This is a genomic window from Sphingomonas paeninsulae (genome assembly GCF_003660165.1).
GTDB classification, from domain to species: Bacteria; Pseudomonadota; Alphaproteobacteria; order Sphingomonadales; family Sphingomonadaceae; genus Sphingomonas_O; species Sphingomonas_O paeninsulae.
Genome location: NZ_CP032829.1, coordinates 2,170,538 through 2,185,513, shown reverse-complemented (window position 1 = coordinate 2,185,513; position 14,976 = coordinate 2,170,538). Strand labels below are relative to the sequence as shown.

Here is a 14,976-nt window from a genome sequence, read left to right as displayed (position 1 = left end):
GGCTGCGGGTCTTAGCGCCCTTCCCCGCACCCGCCAAGCCGTGAGTGCGAAGCGGCGTATAACGCGGCACAGGTCCGGTTAAGGTCATGATGGAACAAGCACATGGCGTCAGCTATTATAGGCGCTATGCCAGCAACAAAACTCACCACCATCCGCGTCGATAAACCCTGGGGCCGCAAGAAATTGTGGCCCGGTTTCGATAATGATTCAGGCGCCCAGACTGGAGAAATCTGGTTCGAAGCGCCGAAGGGGACCGATCCAGACCTGATGGTCAAATATTTGTTCACCAGCGAAAAATTATCGATTCAGGTTCATGAGGATGACGCATCCGCACATGCCGTGGGGCATGAACGGGGCAAGGACGAGGCATGGGTCATTCTGGGTGCCGAACCGGATTCCACGATTGGGCTGGGCCTGCACGAGACGGTAAGCGGCGAAGCTCTGCGCGCAGCGGCGCTGGATGGGAGTATCGAAACGCTGGTCGACTGGAAACCGGTTCACGCTGGCGAAGTGATCTATTCACCTGCCCGGACGATCCACGCGATCGGCGCGGGCCTGACCGTGATCGAAGTTCAGCAGAACGTCGACCTGACTTACCGACTGTATGATTACGGTCGTCCGCGCGAACTTCATCTGGACAAGGGTATTGCGGTCAGCGACCCAAAACCATTCAAGATCGTGGATACCGGATATGATGCCGGAGCGGGTCGCAAGATCCTATGTGAAGGCGGCAAGTTTGTGATGGAACGCTGGTCGTGGGACGGCGCGCGTGACGTAACAATGCCCGACAGGGTTCCGGGCTGGCTGATCCCCATTACCGGCGGTGGCACGGTCGATGGCACGCGGTTCGAGGCTGGCGAAGGCTGGATGGTCAATGGCGGCGCGGCTTTGGTGGTCGATGCCGGGAGCGATCTGTTGTTCGCCTACCCACTGGCGGATGCTGCTCCGATACTAGGATAGGGAATTTTAGGGAGGCTTGAGCTAAGGCGGTGGCGATGTTGCGCGTTTTGACTCTTGCCACCCTGTTTCCCGATGCGACGCGACCGCAGTTCGGGCCGTTTGTAGAGCGGCAGACGATGGAGCTGGCAGCGTTACCCGATGTGGAGGTGCGTGTGATCGCGCCCATCGGGATACCGCCGCTGGGCCGGTTATTTTCACGATACAGGAAATTGGCTGCCCTGTCCGCGCAGGAGGTGTGGAAGGGGCTGACGGTTTATCGGCCGCGGTTTGCGCATCTTCCGGGAGTTAGCGGGCGACTCGATGCGGCTTTGCTGGCGCGGGATTTGGTGCCTTTGCTGCGGGAGATCCGCGCGGAATTTGCGTTTGATGTGATCGATGCGGAGTTCTTTTTTCCTGACGGGCCTGCGGCTGTTGCTTTGGGCAAGGCATTCGGGGTGCCGGTGTCGATCAAGGCCCGAGGCGCGGATATTCATGCCTGGGGTTCGGCTGGGCCGACGCGGCGGCAGATCGTGGATGCAGGAAGGGCGGCGGACGGGATGTTATGCGTTTCGGCTGCGATCAGGGCGGACATGGTGGCGCTGGGAATCCCAGGAGATCGGATCGCAGTGCATTATACCGGGCTGGATCACGCGCGGTTCTATGTGCGTGATCGGGTGGCGGCAAAGGCTAGTTTAGGAATTTTCGGACCTGTGCTGGTGAGCGTCGGGGCGCTGATCGAGCGTAAAGGGCATGGGCTGGCGGTGGCGGCGTTGGCTGACGTGCCGGGAGCGACGCTGGTGTTGATCGGTGCCGGCGCAGAACGGGCTGCGTTGGAGGCTTTGGCGGTTCGGGTCGGTGTTGCCGATCGGGTGCGGTTTCTGGGGTCGGTCGATCAGGACGTGATTGCCGACTGGCTGGCGGCGGCGGATGTCATGGTGCTGATATCAGCCTCGGAAGGATTGGCGAATGCGTGGGTCGAGGCACTGGCCAGCGGGACGCCGGTGGTGATTGCCGATGTGGGTGGCGCTCGCGAAGTTGTGGACCGTGCGGGAGCCGGGCGTCTGGTGACGCGCGAGCCCGGGGCGATTGCCGGAGCGGTGCGGGAGTTGCTTTCTGAGCCGCCGGACCGAGAGGTTGTTGCAGGGGCTGCAGCGCGGTTTAGCTGGGAAGCGAATGCGGTTCAGTTGCGTGCGCATTTGAAGGGACTGTTGTGAAAGTTGACGAGGTTGCATCGCCGTGTACGCAGATTTGCACGATCGACGCGCGCGAGAACGTGTGCGTCGGTTGCGGGCGGACGTTGGACGAGATTGGCGCGTGGTCGGGCGCGACGGCGGGTGACCGGCGAGCGATATTGATGCGGATTTCGGCGGCGCGCTTTAGAGCGAGCGGAGCGCGGCGCTGATCCAGCGGCCTTCGCCACGTAGCAGGCTCCACGCGCGGGCGGCGGCGCGGGTATCCATCGCCTCGATACCGATGCCACGCGCTTCATAAGCTGCGATCAGCGCGGGTGCGGGGCGGACCAGCGTTTCGCCAGTTCCGAACAAGATAAATTCAGGCGGCGGCGTGAGCGTGGCTGCTGCCTTGATGTCCGCGCCGTCCCAGTCCAGGGCAGTTTCCGGCGTCAGGATAACACCGCCGGGACGCGGGTTGCCATCGATCTTGATGAGCTTGCCCGCAAAGCCGGTGATTAATGGTCCGCCGGGGTCGCCGACGGGTTCGAGCGACACTTACCGCTCGCGCTTGGTTACGCGTTCGGCATTGCCACCGGCGGGGCTGGCAGGCTTGCGGTCGAAATTCTCCGCGCGCAGGCCGAGCGCCTGTAGTAGCGACGACGACACATAGACCGACGAGTAAGTTCCGACGATGATGCCGAGCATCATGGCAGCAGTGAAACCCTGCAACACATGGCCGCCGAACAACAGCAGCGCGCCCAGAGCGAGAAGCACTGTGACCGAAGTCATGACGGTGCGGGGCAGCGTTTCGTTGACCGACAGATCGATCAGCGCGCCGATGTCCATCTGACGATATTTGCGCATGTTCTCGCGGATACGGTCATCGATGACGATTTTGTCGTTGATCGAATAACCGATGATCGTGAGCACGGCCGCGACAATGTTCAGGTCGAATTCGAGCCGGGTAATCGCGAAGAATCCGAGCGTCATCAACAGATCGTGGACGATGGCGACGAAGGTGGAGACGCCGAATTGCCATTCGTATCGCAGCCAACTGAATATCGCGATGGCGAGGACGGCGATGAAGACTGCAAGCAGGCCGTTGCGGATCAGCTCGTTCGAAACCTTGCCCGAAACAGTGTCATAGCGTGAAAAGACCACGTCGGGATTGGTTGCGGTTAGCGCCGCTTTCACCTTGTTGACGACGGCGTTGGTGGCACCTTCATCGGTGCTGGCGGGCAGCGGCAGGCGAATCGACACAGTTTTCGGGTCGCCGAACTGCTGGAGCGAAACCTCGCCGACGTTCAACGAATCCACGGTGCCGCGAACCTTGTCGATCACGGGAACCTGCTGGAACTTCGCTTCGATCATCAGTCCGCCGACGAAATCAACGCCGAGGTTCAGGCCGCGCGTGCCGACCGCGAGGGTCGCAAGCACAGTCAGCAAAGCGGTCAGCCCGAACGCCCAGAAGCGCAGGCGCACGAAGCCGATGTTGGTGTTGTCGGGGACGAGTTTCAGCAGACGCATGATCGTGTGACCCGGATCAGATGTGAAGGACGCTGGGACGTTTGCGGCGCAGATAGCTGACCGCGAGCATCCGCGTGAAGAAAACGGCGGTGAAGTACGACACGAAAATACCGATCAGCAGCACGATCGCGAACCCCTTTACCGGGCCGGAGCCAAGCAGGAGCATTACGATGCCTGAGATGAAGTGAACGGTGTTCGCCTCGAAAATCGTGCGACTGGCTTCTTTATATCCGAGTTCGACCGACTGGATCGGGTTGCGACCGCGCCGCTGTTCTTCGCGGATACGTTCGTTGATCAGCACGTTGGCATCGACCGCTGTACCGATCGTCAGCACGAAACCCGCGATACCCGGCAATGTCAGCGTCGCGTTAAAGAACGCCATCACCGCCAGAATCACGAAGATGTTGATGATAACGGCAAGGTTCGCATAGACGCCGAACCGGCCATAAGTCAGCAACATGAAGATGACGACCGCAAGCGCCGCGATCACCGATGCGATGATACCGGCGTGGATCGAATCCGCGCCCAATTGAGGACCGACGGTGCGCTCCTCGATCACTTTCAGTGCGACCGGCAGTTTACCCGAACGCAACTGGATCGACATCACGTTCGCGCTTTGGACGGTGTAATTGCCGCTGATCTGCGCCGAACCACCGAGGATGGGTTCGTTGATGTTCGGCGCGGACAGGACCACGTTGTCGAGAATCATCGCGAACGGCTTGCCGACGTTGGCCTGCGTCACGCGCGCGAATTTGCGGGCGCCAGCACTGTTGAACTTGATATTTACGACCGGCGCGTTCGATTGCTGGTCGTTACCGGGGTTGGCATCGGACAATTCGTCGCCGTTGATGATCGCACGGCGCTGAACCGCAATAAACGGTACGCCGCTCGGGTTGCTCGGATAGGAGAGGATCTGGCTACCGGCGGGGGCAATACCCTTTGCAACCTGTGTCGGATCGGCGGTCAGGTCGACCAGCTTGAATTCGAGCTTTGCGGTTTTGCCGAGCAATGATTTCAACGCTTCGGGATTTTGCAGACCGGGAACCTGAACGACGATACGGTCGTCACCCTGACGGATAATCGTCGGCTCCTTGGTGCCGAGTTCATCGATGCGGCGGCGGACGACTTCTGTTGCAACCTGCATCGCATTTTCGACTGCGGCATTCATGCCTGCGGTCGTTGGCGTCATCGTGACTTTGGTCGAATCGACGACCGTGACGTTCCAGTCGCGCTGTCCGGTAACGCCGACCGGATTGGTCAGCGCGCGAACCTTTTCAACCGCAGAATCAAGCTGTGCCGGATCGCGGACAAAAAATGCCAGAGCACCATTCGCGGTCGAAATGTCACCGATATCGATGGCAGGCGACGCGCGACGAACTTCCTGACGGACACTGTCTTCCATCAGGTCGAGACGCTGTTTGGCAACATCGGCCGTCTGCGCTTCGAGCAGCAAATGGCTGCCGCCAGACAGATCGAGGCCAAGGTTGATGCGCGGCAAGCCACCTATACCGATCCGCTGGGCGGTCGATTCAGGGATCAGACTGGGAATCGCGAACAGGATACCCGCGAGCAGAACGAGAATGATCGACCAGATCTTCCAGCGGGGAAAGTCGTTCATCGTCAGTCGTTCGCGGGTTTCGCGCCGCCGAGAGGCGTGACGTCGGTGAGCGTCGTCTTGATCGCCTTCACCTTTACACCCGTCGCGATTTCGATTTCGACATTATCGTCTTCGACCCGCGTGACCTTGCCGATCAGGCCGCCACCGGTAACGACGCTATCGCCCTTTTTAACGGCAGCGATACGCGCCTTATGTGCCTTTGCCGCACGCTGTTGCGGACGGAAGACCAGTAGATAGAAGATACCGATCGTGAAGATCACGGGGATCAGCGGCGACATGAAAGCGGCGATGCCACCGGTCGCCGCGCCAGCGGTTTGTGCGTATGCGGGTGTTATGAACATGAAACTCTATAGCCTGTAAATGGCGAAGGCGCGCGACTAACAGAGGGGCCGGGCGTGCGCAACCTGCGGTGGACGCAGGGCGAGATTGCAGCATCAAACATTTGTGCGCGTCAGGCGGCTTGCCTTCACTCCCCCTTCCCCGTATTGGCGCGCCTTCGGTCGGGACGTAGCGCAGCCTGGTAGCGCATCACACTGGGGGTGTGGGGGTCGGAGGTTCGAATCCTCTCGTCCCGACCAAAAATAGAATCTTAGCAGCGGTTCAGCTCGATTCTGTAAAGACATCCTGAAAAAGCGAACGCGGAACATCCGCTTTCCTGGACTTCGATCATAATCGCATCGCGCGGGGCCAGAGTTCCTGTGTTGTTGCCAAAAGACCATGACGTTTCAGTTTGGGCGACAAGAACGACCGTCGTGTCGGCAAAAATTAACAGCATTCCATTCTGAGCGTCCAGCGGCGCCATCTTCGCTGTATAGCGCCCTCGACGTGTCATTACGTTCAGGTCGGTTGCGGTGCCGCCAATCGGTGAACCCCAGACGCGCTGATAGCCGGTAAAGCTGAGGCCCGCAGAAGATGAAGCAAGCCGAACGCCGGGACTATCGTCGATCGTAACCTCGAGTGCGCCGTCGATAACCATCAGGATTCGATCGATCCCCGGAAATGACGAGAAAGTACCGGGAGTGGCGACCTCGGCGGTACTGACTCTCCACTGAAAATCAGCCAGTCCGGATTCCGGCGGAAAAGCTGCGATCTGATATGTCGTTCCGCCGCCATTTTTCCAGGGAGATGCTGTACGATCGGCAACGCGCAGCACCTTTATACCGCTCATCCCAATATACCCGGCAGGTCCAGATATTTATCACGAGCGCAGTCGAGCGCGACTTCGTAACCTGCGTCGGCGTGGCGCATGACGCCGGTGGCAGGATCGTTCCAGAGGACGCGGGCAAGCCGTTTGGCCGCTGCGTCGGTGCCGTCGGCAACGATGACCATGCCGCTATGCTGCGAATAGCCCATGCCGACCCCACCTCCATGATGTAACGAAACCCATGTAGCGCCGCTGGCGGTGTTGAGTAGCGCGTTGAGCAACGGCCAGTCGGATACGGCATCCGAACCGTCGCGCATTGCTTCGGTTTCGCGGTTCGGGCTGGCGACCGAACCACTGTCGAGATGATCGCGGCCGATGACGATGGGAGCCTTTAGCTCCCCGGATGCGACCATTTCATTGAACGCAAGGCCAAGGCGGTGGCGATCACCAAGGCCGACCCAGCAAATTCGTGCAGGTAATCCCTGAAACTGGATTTTCTCACGCGCCATGTCGAGCCAGCGATGGAGGTTGGCGTCGTCGGGCAAAAGCTCTTTCACTTTTGCGTCGGTTTTATAGATGTCTTGCGGGTCGCCGGAGAGCGCCACCCAGCGGAAGGGTCCTATGCCGCGACAAAAGAGGGGCCGGATATAGGCAGGCACGAAGCCGGGGAAGTCGAAGGCGTTGGCAACGCCCTCATCCTTTGCGACCTGCCTGATATTATTGCCGTAATCGACGGTCGGCACCCCTGCCGACTGAAAGTCGAGCATTGCGCGGACGTGCGTTGCCATCGAAGATTTCGCTGCGGCTTCAACCACCTGCGGGTCGCGTTCACGCTTTTCGATCCATTCGGCGACGCTCCATCCGGCGGGGAGGTAGCCGTTGACGGGGTCGTGCGCGGATGTCTGGTCGGTCAACAGGTCAGGGCGGATACCGCGCGCGTAAAGTTCGGGGAGGATTTCCGCCGCATTGCCAAGAAGCCCGACAGACACCGGGGTTTTCGTGCGCCGGGCGTCCTCGATAATCTCCATCGCTTTTTCGATCGTGTCGACGCCATGGTCGAGATAGCCGGTGCGCAAACGCATTTCGATCCGGCTGGGCTGGCATTCAATGGCAAGGCATGAAGCCCCCGCCATCACGGCAGCAAGCGGCTGTGCGGCACCCATTCCGCCAAGGCCAGCGGTCAACAACCAGCGGCCGGACAAGTCACCGTCATAATGCTGGCGGCCCATCTCTGCGAAGGTTTCGTAAGTGCCCTGCACGATCCCCTGACTGCCGATGTATATCCACGAACCGGCGGTCATCTGACCGTACATCGCCAGTCCCTTGCGGTCGAGTTCGTTGAAATGCTCCCATGTCGCCCATTTCGGAACGAGGTTGGAATTGGCGATCAGAACGCGCGGGGCATCAGCGTGAGTGCGGAATACGCCGACCGGCTTGCCCGACTGAACGAGTAATGTTTCATCGTCGTTCAGGCGACGTAGCGTTTCGACGATGCGGTCGTAACTTTCCCAGTCGCGCGCGGCTCGCCCGATGCCGCCATAAACGACGAGTTCCTCGGGCCGTTCAGCGACGTCGGGGTGGAGATTGTTCATCAACATCCGCAAAGGGGCTTCGGTGAGCCAGCTTTTGGCGGTGAGTGCAGTGCCAGTCGCGGGCAGGATTTTGCGGCTGTTGTCGAGGCGGGTCATGCAAGCTCCTGGGTGAAAGTCAGACAGGCTTTAAGGACGGCGGCAAGCACGGTGCGCTGCGGGGCGGCGGTGTCGGCGCTATAGGCGGCCGGCCAGTTTTCGGGGCTGACATGGTCGGGTTCGTCGAGATAGCCGCGATCGGCGAGTTCCATCTGGATCGCGTGGATGCCCTCTGTCGGGCGCCCATAGTGGCGCGTCGTCCAGCCGCCCTTGAACCGGCCATCGGTGACGAAGCTGAACGGGCATGCCACAAGGACGGTTTCGACGGCGTTCAAGAGGGCGGGATCGCAGGTCGTGCCGCCGTTGGTCCCGATGTTCATATGCGGCAATACGCCGTCGAACAGGCGTGGCGCGCGACTTCTGATCGAATGGGCATCGTAAAGGACGACACGAGGATGCTGGGCGCGGAGGCGGGCGATTTCCGCTTCGATTGCTTGATGATAGGGATCGAAATAAGCGTGCTGTCGTTGTGCAATTTCGTCGGCCGACGGTGGGGCGTTGATGTAAAGTGGTTCACCGTCGAAGGTCGTGGTCGGACATAGTTCGGTCGTCGTATGGCCGGGATAGAGCGACTTGCCGGACGGGTCGCGGTTCACGTCGATAACCGTGCGAGAGATGGTGGTTCGGATCGTCGTCGCGCCCATATCGCGGGCGAAATCATAGAGGCGGTCGACCCACCAATCGGTATCCTTCAACGCGCGCCACGGTGACACCAGATCGCGTTCGATACCATCGGGGAGCAGGGTTCCCGTGTGCGGAAAGGCGACGATCAACGGTGATGAGCCACGGTGAATTTCGAGCCAGTCGCTCATGCTGCAACTCCGGGGAGGTTTAGGCGTGATGCGGCGATGATGCGGCCAGAGCGGATCAACGCATTCGCCGCTTCCATGTCCGGGTGCATATGGCGGTCGTCCTGAAGTGTTGGGACTTCCGCGCGGAGACAGGAGCGGACCGCCTCCAGCGCTGCTGAAGATTTCAGGTTGGTTGCGAGGTCACAGCCTTGTGCCGCGGCGAGCAACTCTATGCCGATCACGGCGGTCGCGTTGGCTACCATTTCCAGCAGGCGGCGGCTGCCGTGGGCGGCCATCGAGACATGATCCTCCTGATTGGCGGAGGTCGGGATTGAATCGACACTGGCGGGATAGGCGCGCTGTTTGTTTTCGGACACAAGCGCGGCTGCCGTCACCTGGGGGATCATAAAGCCGGAGTTGAGGCCCGGCCTGGGAGTCAGGAAAGCTGGCAGGCCCGACAATGCAGGATCGACCAGCATCGCGACGCGGCGTTCGGCGATCGATCCGATTTCGCAGACCGCCAGCGCGATCATGTCGGCAGCGAATGCGACCGGCTCGGCGTGGAAATTGCCACCTGACAGCGCCTCGTCGGTTTCCGGGAAGATCAGCGGATTGTCGGACACACCATTGGTTTCGGTGAGCAGCGTGATGCCTGCCTGTCGCAGCACGTCGAGCGCCGCGCCCATGACCTGCGGCTGGCAGCGCAGACAATAGGGATCTTGCACGCGCGGGTCGTCGTCACGGTGTGATGCGCGGATGGCCGACCCGGCCATGAGCGTGCGCAAAGCCGCCCCTACAGCGATCTGGCCGGGATGGCGACGCAGCGCGTGGATGCGCGGGTCGAAGGGAGCGTCGGTGCCCTTTGCCGCTTCGGTCGACAACGCGCCGGTGATCAGCGCGGACTGGAACAGGATCTCGGCGTCGAACAATCCGGCGAGCGCATTGGCACAGGAAAATTGCGTGCCATTGAGCAGCGCAAGACCTTCCTTGGGACCGAGGACGAGGGGCGTAAGGCCGGCTTCGGCGAGAGCGGTGGCAGCGGGAAGGCGGCGGTTGCCGATGAAGATTTCGCCGACGCCGATCATCGTGGCGGCCATGTGAGCCAGCGGAGCAAGGTCGCCCGAAGCTCCGACCGAACCCTGTGCGGGGACGACAGGGGTCAGTCCTTTGACCAGATACGCTTCAATCAATGCAACGGTCTCGCGGCGGACTCCCGATGCGCCTTGGGCAAGACTCGCAAGCTTGAGCGCCATCATCAGGCGGATGATCGGAATGGGCGACGCCGCTCCGGTTCCTGCCGCATGCGACAGGACGATGTTGCGCTGGAGCTTGGCGAGGTCACTTGCCTCGATTTTGACGCTGGCGAGTTTGCCGAAGCCGGTGTTGATCCCGTAAACTGGCGCTCCCCGCGCAAGGATGCGTTCGACAGAGGCCGCGCTTTCGGCGATGACCGGCGCGGAAGCTGGATCAAGCAGCGGCACAGCGCCGCGATATATTGCGCGCCAGTCATCCATCGTAACTGCGCCCGGTACGAGCATGATGTCGGTCATTGGCCTCTCCAGATACGGGCGTGCAAGGGGTTGAAGCCCATACGATAGACAAGCTCGGCAGGACGCTCGATGTCCCAGATGGCGAGGTCGCAGGACTTGCCGGGTTCGAGCGTTCCGATTTCATGGCCGAGGCCAAGAGCCGTCGCGGCATTTCGGGTTACGCCGGTAAGGCATTCATCGACCGTCATGTGAAACAGCGTTGCGGCCATGTTCATTGTCAGCAGCAACGAGGTCAGCGGCGACGTCCCCGGATTGCAATCGGTTGCCAGCGCAATCGGGACGCCCGCCGCGCGCAATAGTGTAATCGGGGGCAGTCGGTTTTCGCGGACGAAATAGTAGGCACCGGGCAGAAGCGTTGCGACGGTTCCGGCGGCGGCCATTGCGTGAATACCGTCGTCGTCGAGATATTCGAGGTGGTCGGCGGAGCGCGCGCCGAATTCCGCGGCGAGGGCGGCTCCGTGGAGGTTCGAGAGCTGTTCGGCGTGAAGTTTGACCCGCAAGCCGTGGGCCGTTGCTGCTTCGAACACACGGCGAGTTTGAGCGGCGGTGAAGCCAATGCCGTCGCAAAACGCGTCGACCGCATCAGCCAGCCCCGCGCTGGCAATGGCGGGGATCATTTGTTCGCAAACGGCGGTGATGTAACCGTCAGGGTCGTCGCGATATTCGGGCGGCAAGGCGTGTGCGCCGAGGAAGGTCGTCACGATCCCGACGGGCCGCACAGAGCCAAGCTGACGTGCGGCGCGTAACATCTTGATTTCGTGCGCAAGTGTCAGGCCGTAGCCGGATTTCACCTCCACGGTGGTAGCCCCCTCCCCGATCAGCGCGTCGAGACGAGGCAATGCGCTTTGGACAAGAGAATCTTCGCCGGCAGCGCGGGTTGCCTCCATCGTCGAGACGATGCCGCCGCCCGCGCGCGCGATTTCCTCGTAGCTCGCCCCGGCAAGCCGCAGTTCGAATTCAGCCGAGCGGTCGCCGCCGTGAACGAGATGCGTGTGGCAGTCGATAAGCCCCGGCGTGATCCAACGACCATCGCACTTTACCACATTGGCCGCGTCGAAAAATGGGGCGTCGGCCACCGGTCCGGCAAAGACGATGCGCCCATCGGTGGCGGCGATCATCCCGCGGTCGATGGCCCCAACTCCGGCAACAGCCCCGACGTTAGCCATCGTCGCGAGTCGTGCATCGATCCACAAGGTGTCACACTGCATCGTCGGACTCCATCGTCTGATCTCCAGTTTGCAGGTCAGCGTCATTAATGTATAGACATAAGTGTCGATGGAGGCAAATATGAGTGTCGAAAGCGGGTCGGACAGATGCCTTTATTTCGATCAGGCCATGCTGCCCGGTGGCTGGGCGCGAGACGTGCGCCTCACAATCCGCGACGGACTTTTAACAGGAGTGACAGCCGGATGCGCAGCGCCCGCTGGGGAACATCGGTACACGGTCGGCTTGCCGGGCGTGCCGAACCTCCACAGTCACGCGTTTCAGCGCGGGATGGCGGGTCTTGCCGAGCGTCGGGGACCGGATAGCGACAGCTTCTGGACGTGGCGGGAAACGATGTATCGCTTTGTCGATCGCATTTCGCCGAACCAACTGCGGGCCATCGCGGCGCTTGGCTATGTCGAGATGCTGGAGAGCGGATTTACCCGCGTCGGCGAATTTCACTATCTGCACCATGATTGCGGGGCAATACTTTTCCAGACTTGGCCGAGATGGCATCGGCAATCATCGAGGCCGTGGGGGAAACCGGAATTGGGCTAACCCTCCTGCCCGTCTTTTATGCGCATGGCGGTTTTGGTGGTGCGCCTGCGGGCGTCGGCCAGCGACGTTTCATCAACGGAATCGATGGTTTTGCGAAACTTATCGAACAGACGCGGACCTTAGTGGCCCCGTTGCCCGACGCGATCGTCGGTGTTGCGCCGCATAGCTTACGGGCGGTTACTCCGGACGAACTGCGCCTTGTCGAGCAACTGGCGGGGGATGGCCCGATCCATATTCATATCGCCGAACAGATCCGCGAAGTGGACGATTACCTGGCGTGGAGCGGCGCAAGGCCGGTGCAATGGCTCCTCGATCATACGGACGTGGATAGCCGGTGGTGCCTTGTCCACGCGACGCACATTGATGATGCTGAATTATCGGCATTGGCGCGGAGCTGTGCGGTCGTGGGATTATGCCCCATCACCGAGGCCAATCTGGGTGATGGAATTTTCCCGGCGGCAGCTTTCATGGAAGCGGGTGGTCGCATCGGCGTTGGGTCCGATTCCAATGTACGCATCGATCTGTCGGAGGAATTGCGGCTGTTGGAATATGGTCAGCGACTGACCAGCCGCGCGCGCAATGTGCTTGCAAAAGACGGCAGCGGATCGACCGGCCAGACCCTTTATGCCGCGGCGGTAGCCGGTGGTGCTCAGGCGTTGGGGATCGGTGGCGTACTCGCAGTCGGCAACGCAGCCGATATCGTCAGTCTCGACACAGGCCATGCCTCGCTTATCGAGCGGGAGAACAGCGGTTTATTGGACGCATTTGTGTTCGCAGCAGGGAAGGATGCGATCGATTGCGTCTGGCGTCGTGGAGAAAAACTGGTCAGCGGCGGTCGTCATCGTTCACGCGAACCTATCGAAGCACGGTATCGCACAGTATTGAGGGAATTGCTCGGCCAATGATACCGCTGCACGAACGCATCCGAAGTAATATCGAGGCCAAAATCCTAAAGGGCGAACTGGTGCCGGGAGATCGGCTGCCCATCGAAGCCGAACTGATGCAGGAATATGGCTGTTCACGCATGACGGTGAACAAGGCGCTTTCGGCGCTCACACTGATTGGGCTGATCGAGCGACGGAAGAGGGCCGGGACATTCGTCGCCCGTCCCCGCCTTCACGCGATGGTTCTGGACGTGCCCGATCTGGCGCAGGAAGTCGCACGTCGGGGGCAGTCCTATGGCTATCGTCTGCTTGCGCGAACGATCCGAGCGCCGGTCAAGGATAGAGCCGACGAGATGACGCTGGCCGGGCGCGGAAAACTGATCGAAGTCGAAAGCCTGCACCTCGCCAACGGGACACCCCTGGCTTTGGAGCGGCGATTGGTTAGCGTGACCGCTGTTCCAACGATTATCGACGCTGATCTTGAGGTCGAAGCTTCGGGTACATGGCTGCTTCGGCATGTTCCGTGGACCGAGGCGGAAACGCGCATTTCGGCGATGGGTGCCGATGGGAAAATCAGCGAGCTGTTAAAAATCGGCAACGGAGACGCGTGTCTGGTGATAGAGCGGCGGACGTGGCGCGGCGACGAACAAATTACCAGCGTTCGCCAGACATTCGTGGCCGAGGCCTATGACCTTGTTGCGCGATTTGGCAGCGGTTCACCGGCCAATCGGACTGTTTCTTAACACCGCCAACGACGCGGAGTGCCAAATCGCTGTCCTACAGTGAACCATATAGGTTATCTCTCGATTCGAAATCGGGGGACAGCTATGAATATCGACACACTCATCGACGACGCGATCGGGCGAGAAGGCGGCTATGTGAACCATCCCGCCGACCGTGGCGGGGCAACGCGCTGGGGGATCACCGAGGCTGTGGCTCGCGCGCACGGGTATCGAGGCGAAATGCGGAGTTTTCCGCGCGTCGATGCAGTGGCGATCTATCATCGAATTTACTGGCTGCGACCGGGTTTTGCCGAAGTTGCAGAGGTGGCTCCGACGATCGCGGCCGAACTGTTCGACACCGGGATTAACATGGGACCGGCGGTTGCGGTCGCCTTTCTTCAGCGCGCCCTGAATGCCCTGAACCGTGGGGCATCGGATTATGCCGACATTGTGGCAGGACCGCGTGTTGACGCTGCCACGCTGGTGGCACTGCGCGCTTTTTTGAAAAAGCGGGAACCCGGCGGAACGTCGGTGCTGATGAAGGCTTTGGAAGCCCTGCAAGGCGAACGCTACCTCGACCTTGCCGAGCGTCGTCCCGCCAATGAGGCGTTCCTATACGGCTGGCTCGCAAACCGGATCGGGTAGGCCGCTTTTATTCCGACAGATCATTTTCACCCCCCAGTCGCGCCGAGAGCGAGAGGGGATTTAGAGAGGATATTCAGATGGCATTGCTCGATTCCATTGTCGGCCCGATTGCGGGTTTGCTCGACAAGATCATTCCCGATCCGCGTGCGCGCGATGCGGCCAAACTCGAACTGCTGAAACTGGAAGGATCGCAGGAAATGGATGCGGTCAGGGTGCAGATGACCGCCATCGTCGCAGAAGCGCAATCGGTGGATGCGTGGACCAGTCGCGCACGGCCCAGCTTTCTCTATGTCATGTACACCATTATATTATGGTCGATCCCGATGGGCCTGATCGCGGCGGTCCAGCCAGCAATCGCGCATGAGATCGCCAATGGTATGAACGCCTATCTGGCCGGCATTCCCGAACCAATGTGGACGTTATTCGGGACAGGTTATCTTGGCTATACTGCTGCGCGTAGCTGGGGAAAGTCGAAGGGCGTCGATAAATAGGATCGATCGACATGCGCGCTGCTTGCCCGGAGCTTGATCGGGGC

At 60.7% G+C, this 14,976-nt stretch carries 15 protein-coding genes, 1 tRNA gene and 1 pseudogene; 8 read left to right on the top strand and 9 right to left on the bottom strand.

What is annotated here, in order from left to right:
* Nucleotides 1–126 precede the first annotated feature (126 nt).
* Genes D3Y57_RS16140 through D3Y57_RS16130 form a run of 3 tightly spaced genes read left to right on the top strand, consistent with a single transcriptional unit; the run spans nt 127 to nt 2,341 of the window.
* Nucleotides 127–960 (top strand): class I mannose-6-phosphate isomerase, encoded by an 834-nt coding sequence (locus D3Y57_RS16140; protein ID WP_121154212.1) that lies wholly within the window; start codon nt 127–129, stop codon nt 958–960.
* Between the two features lie 35 nt (nt 961–995).
* Nucleotides 996–2,153, top strand: a complete 1,158-nt coding sequence (locus tag D3Y57_RS16135) for a glycosyltransferase (protein WP_121154210.1) — start codon at nt 996–998, stop codon at nt 2,151–2,153.
* Nucleotides 2,150–2,341, top strand: coding sequence for a DUF1289 domain-containing protein (locus D3Y57_RS16130; RefSeq protein WP_121154208.1), 192 nt, complete (start codon nt 2,150–2,152; stop codon nt 2,339–2,341). Before D3Y57_RS16135 ends, D3Y57_RS16130 begins: the two co-directional genes overlap by 4 nt.
* Here the strand turns inward: D3Y57_RS16130 and D3Y57_RS16125 are convergent.
* The 4 genes from D3Y57_RS16125 to yajC are packed head-to-tail and all read right to left on the bottom strand — an operon-like array spanning nt 2,316 to nt 5,597.
* Entirely contained in the window at nt 2,316–2,666 is a 351-nt protein-coding gene (locus D3Y57_RS16125; RefSeq protein WP_121154206.1) for an MTH938/NDUFAF3 family protein, read from the bottom strand. The genes D3Y57_RS16130 and D3Y57_RS16125 overlap by 26 nt on opposite strands.
* Nucleotides 2,667–3,638, bottom strand: coding sequence for a protein translocase subunit SecF (secF, locus tag D3Y57_RS16120; protein WP_121154204.1), 972 nt, complete (start codon nt 3,636–3,638; stop codon nt 2,667–2,669).
* 16 nt (nt 3,639–3,654) lie between these two features.
* Complete coding sequence (gene secD / locus D3Y57_RS16115) at nt 3,655–5,256, bottom strand: protein translocase subunit SecD (RefSeq protein ID WP_121154202.1); 1,602 nt, start codon at nt 5,254–5,256, stop codon at nt 3,655–3,657.
* Between the two features lie 2 nt (nt 5,257–5,258).
* A complete protein-coding gene (yajC, locus tag D3Y57_RS16110; protein ID WP_121154200.1) occupies nt 5,259–5,597 on the bottom strand; it encodes a preprotein translocase subunit YajC in 339 nt (112 codons plus the stop codon).
* A gap of 160 nt (nt 5,598–5,757) precedes the next feature.
* On the opposite strand from yajC, the gene D3Y57_RS16105 reads away from it, so the two are divergent.
* Nucleotides 5,758–5,834 (top strand) — tRNA-Pro (locus tag D3Y57_RS16105).
* Nucleotides 5,835–5,845: 11 nt separating this feature from the next.
* Here D3Y57_RS16105 and D3Y57_RS16100 read toward each other — a convergent pair.
* From D3Y57_RS16100 to hutI, 5 genes are read right to left on the bottom strand one after another with little or no spacing between them, the layout of a single operon-like run.
* Nucleotides 5,846–6,424: a HutD/Ves family protein gene (locus D3Y57_RS16100; protein WP_121154198.1), complete on the bottom strand. Its 579-nt coding sequence runs from the start codon at nt 6,422–6,424 to the stop codon at nt 5,846–5,848.
* Nucleotides 6,421–8,088, bottom strand: a complete 1,668-nt coding sequence (gene hutU, locus D3Y57_RS16095; protein ID WP_121154196.1) for a urocanate hydratase — start codon at nt 8,086–8,088, stop codon at nt 6,421–6,423. Before hutU ends, D3Y57_RS16100 begins: the two co-directional genes overlap by 4 nt.
* Complete coding sequence (gene hutG, locus D3Y57_RS16090) at nt 8,085–8,900, bottom strand: N-formylglutamate deformylase (protein WP_121154194.1); 816 nt, start codon at nt 8,898–8,900, stop codon at nt 8,085–8,087. Before hutG ends, hutU begins: the two co-directional genes overlap by 4 nt.
* Nucleotides 8,897–10,429 carry a histidine ammonia-lyase gene (gene hutH, locus D3Y57_RS16085; protein WP_121154192.1) on the bottom strand — a complete coding sequence of 511 codons (1,533 nt, stop codon included), beginning with the start codon at nt 10,427–10,429 and terminating at the stop codon, nt 8,897–8,899. Before hutH ends, hutG begins: the two co-directional genes overlap by 4 nt.
* A complete protein-coding gene (gene hutI / locus D3Y57_RS16080) occupies nt 10,426–11,637 on the bottom strand; it encodes an imidazolonepropionase (protein WP_121156066.1) in 1,212 nt (403 codons plus the stop codon). The genes hutH and hutI overlap by 4 nt, the downstream gene beginning before the upstream one ends.
* Nucleotides 11,638–11,716: 79 nt before the next feature.
* On the opposite strand from hutI, the pseudogene D3Y57_RS16075 reads away from it, so the two are divergent.
* The 4 genes and pseudogenes from D3Y57_RS16075 to D3Y57_RS16060 all read left to right on the top strand — a co-directional run bounded on the left by D3Y57_RS16075 (nt 11,717) and on the right by D3Y57_RS16060 (nt 14,932).
* Nucleotides 11,717–13,095: pseudogene (locus tag D3Y57_RS16075) on the top strand (formimidoylglutamate deiminase).
* Nucleotides 13,092–13,817 (top strand): histidine utilization transcriptional repressor HutC, encoded by a 726-nt coding sequence (gene hutC, locus D3Y57_RS16070; RefSeq protein WP_121154190.1) that lies wholly within the window; start codon nt 13,092–13,094, stop codon nt 13,815–13,817. Before D3Y57_RS16075 ends, hutC begins: the two are co-directional and overlap by 4 nt.
* A gap of 84 nt (nt 13,818–13,901) precedes the next feature.
* Nucleotides 13,902–14,441: a glycoside hydrolase family 108 protein gene (locus D3Y57_RS16065; protein WP_121154188.1), complete on the top strand. Its 540-nt coding sequence runs from the start codon at nt 13,902–13,904 to the stop codon at nt 14,439–14,441.
* 77 nt (nt 14,442–14,518) lie between these two features.
* Nucleotides 14,519–14,932, top strand: a complete 414-nt coding sequence (locus tag D3Y57_RS16060; RefSeq protein WP_121154186.1) for a holin family protein — start codon at nt 14,519–14,521, stop codon at nt 14,930–14,932.
* The last annotated feature ends 44 nt before the right edge of the window (nt 14,933–14,976 follow it).

Coding starts and splice junctions, on each gene's coding strand:
- hutU (WP_121154196.1), bottom strand. CDS start 8,088: ATGACCCGCCTCGACAACAGCCGCAAAATCCTGCCCGCGACTGGCACT.
- hutI (WP_121156066.1), bottom strand. CDS start 11,637: ATGCAGTGTGACACCTTGTGGATCGATGCACGACTCGCGACGATGGCT.
- secD (WP_121154202.1), bottom strand. CDS start 5,256: ATGAACGACTTTCCCCGCTGGAAGATCTGGTCGATCATTCTCGTTCTG.
- D3Y57_RS16135 (WP_121154210.1), top strand. CDS start 996: ATGTTGCGCGTTTTGACTCTTGCCACCCTGTTTCCCGATGCGACGCGA.
- D3Y57_RS16140 (WP_121154212.1), top strand. CDS start 127: ATGCCAGCAACAAAACTCACCACCATCCGCGTCGATAAACCCTGGGGC.
- hutH (WP_121154192.1), bottom strand. CDS start 10,429: ATGACCGACATCATGCTCGTACCGGGCGCAGTTACGATGGATGACTGG.
- yajC (WP_121154200.1), bottom strand. CDS start 5,597: ATGTTCATAACACCCGCATACGCACAAACCGCTGGCGCGGCGACCGGT.
- D3Y57_RS16065 (WP_121154188.1), top strand. CDS start 13,902: ATGAATATCGACACACTCATCGACGACGCGATCGGGCGAGAAGGCGGC.
- secF (WP_121154204.1), bottom strand. CDS start 3,638: ATGCGTCTGCTGAAACTCGTCCCCGACAACACCAACATCGGCTTCGTG.
- D3Y57_RS16100 (WP_121154198.1), bottom strand. CDS start 6,424: ATGAGCGGTATAAAGGTGCTGCGCGTTGCCGATCGTACAGCATCTCCC.
- D3Y57_RS16060 (WP_121154186.1), top strand. CDS start 14,519: ATGGCATTGCTCGATTCCATTGTCGGCCCGATTGCGGGTTTGCTCGAC.
- hutG (WP_121154194.1), bottom strand. CDS start 8,900: ATGAGCGACTGGCTCGAAATTCACCGTGGCTCATCACCGTTGATCGTC.
- hutC (WP_121154190.1), top strand. CDS start 13,092: ATGATACCGCTGCACGAACGCATCCGAAGTAATATCGAGGCCAAAATC.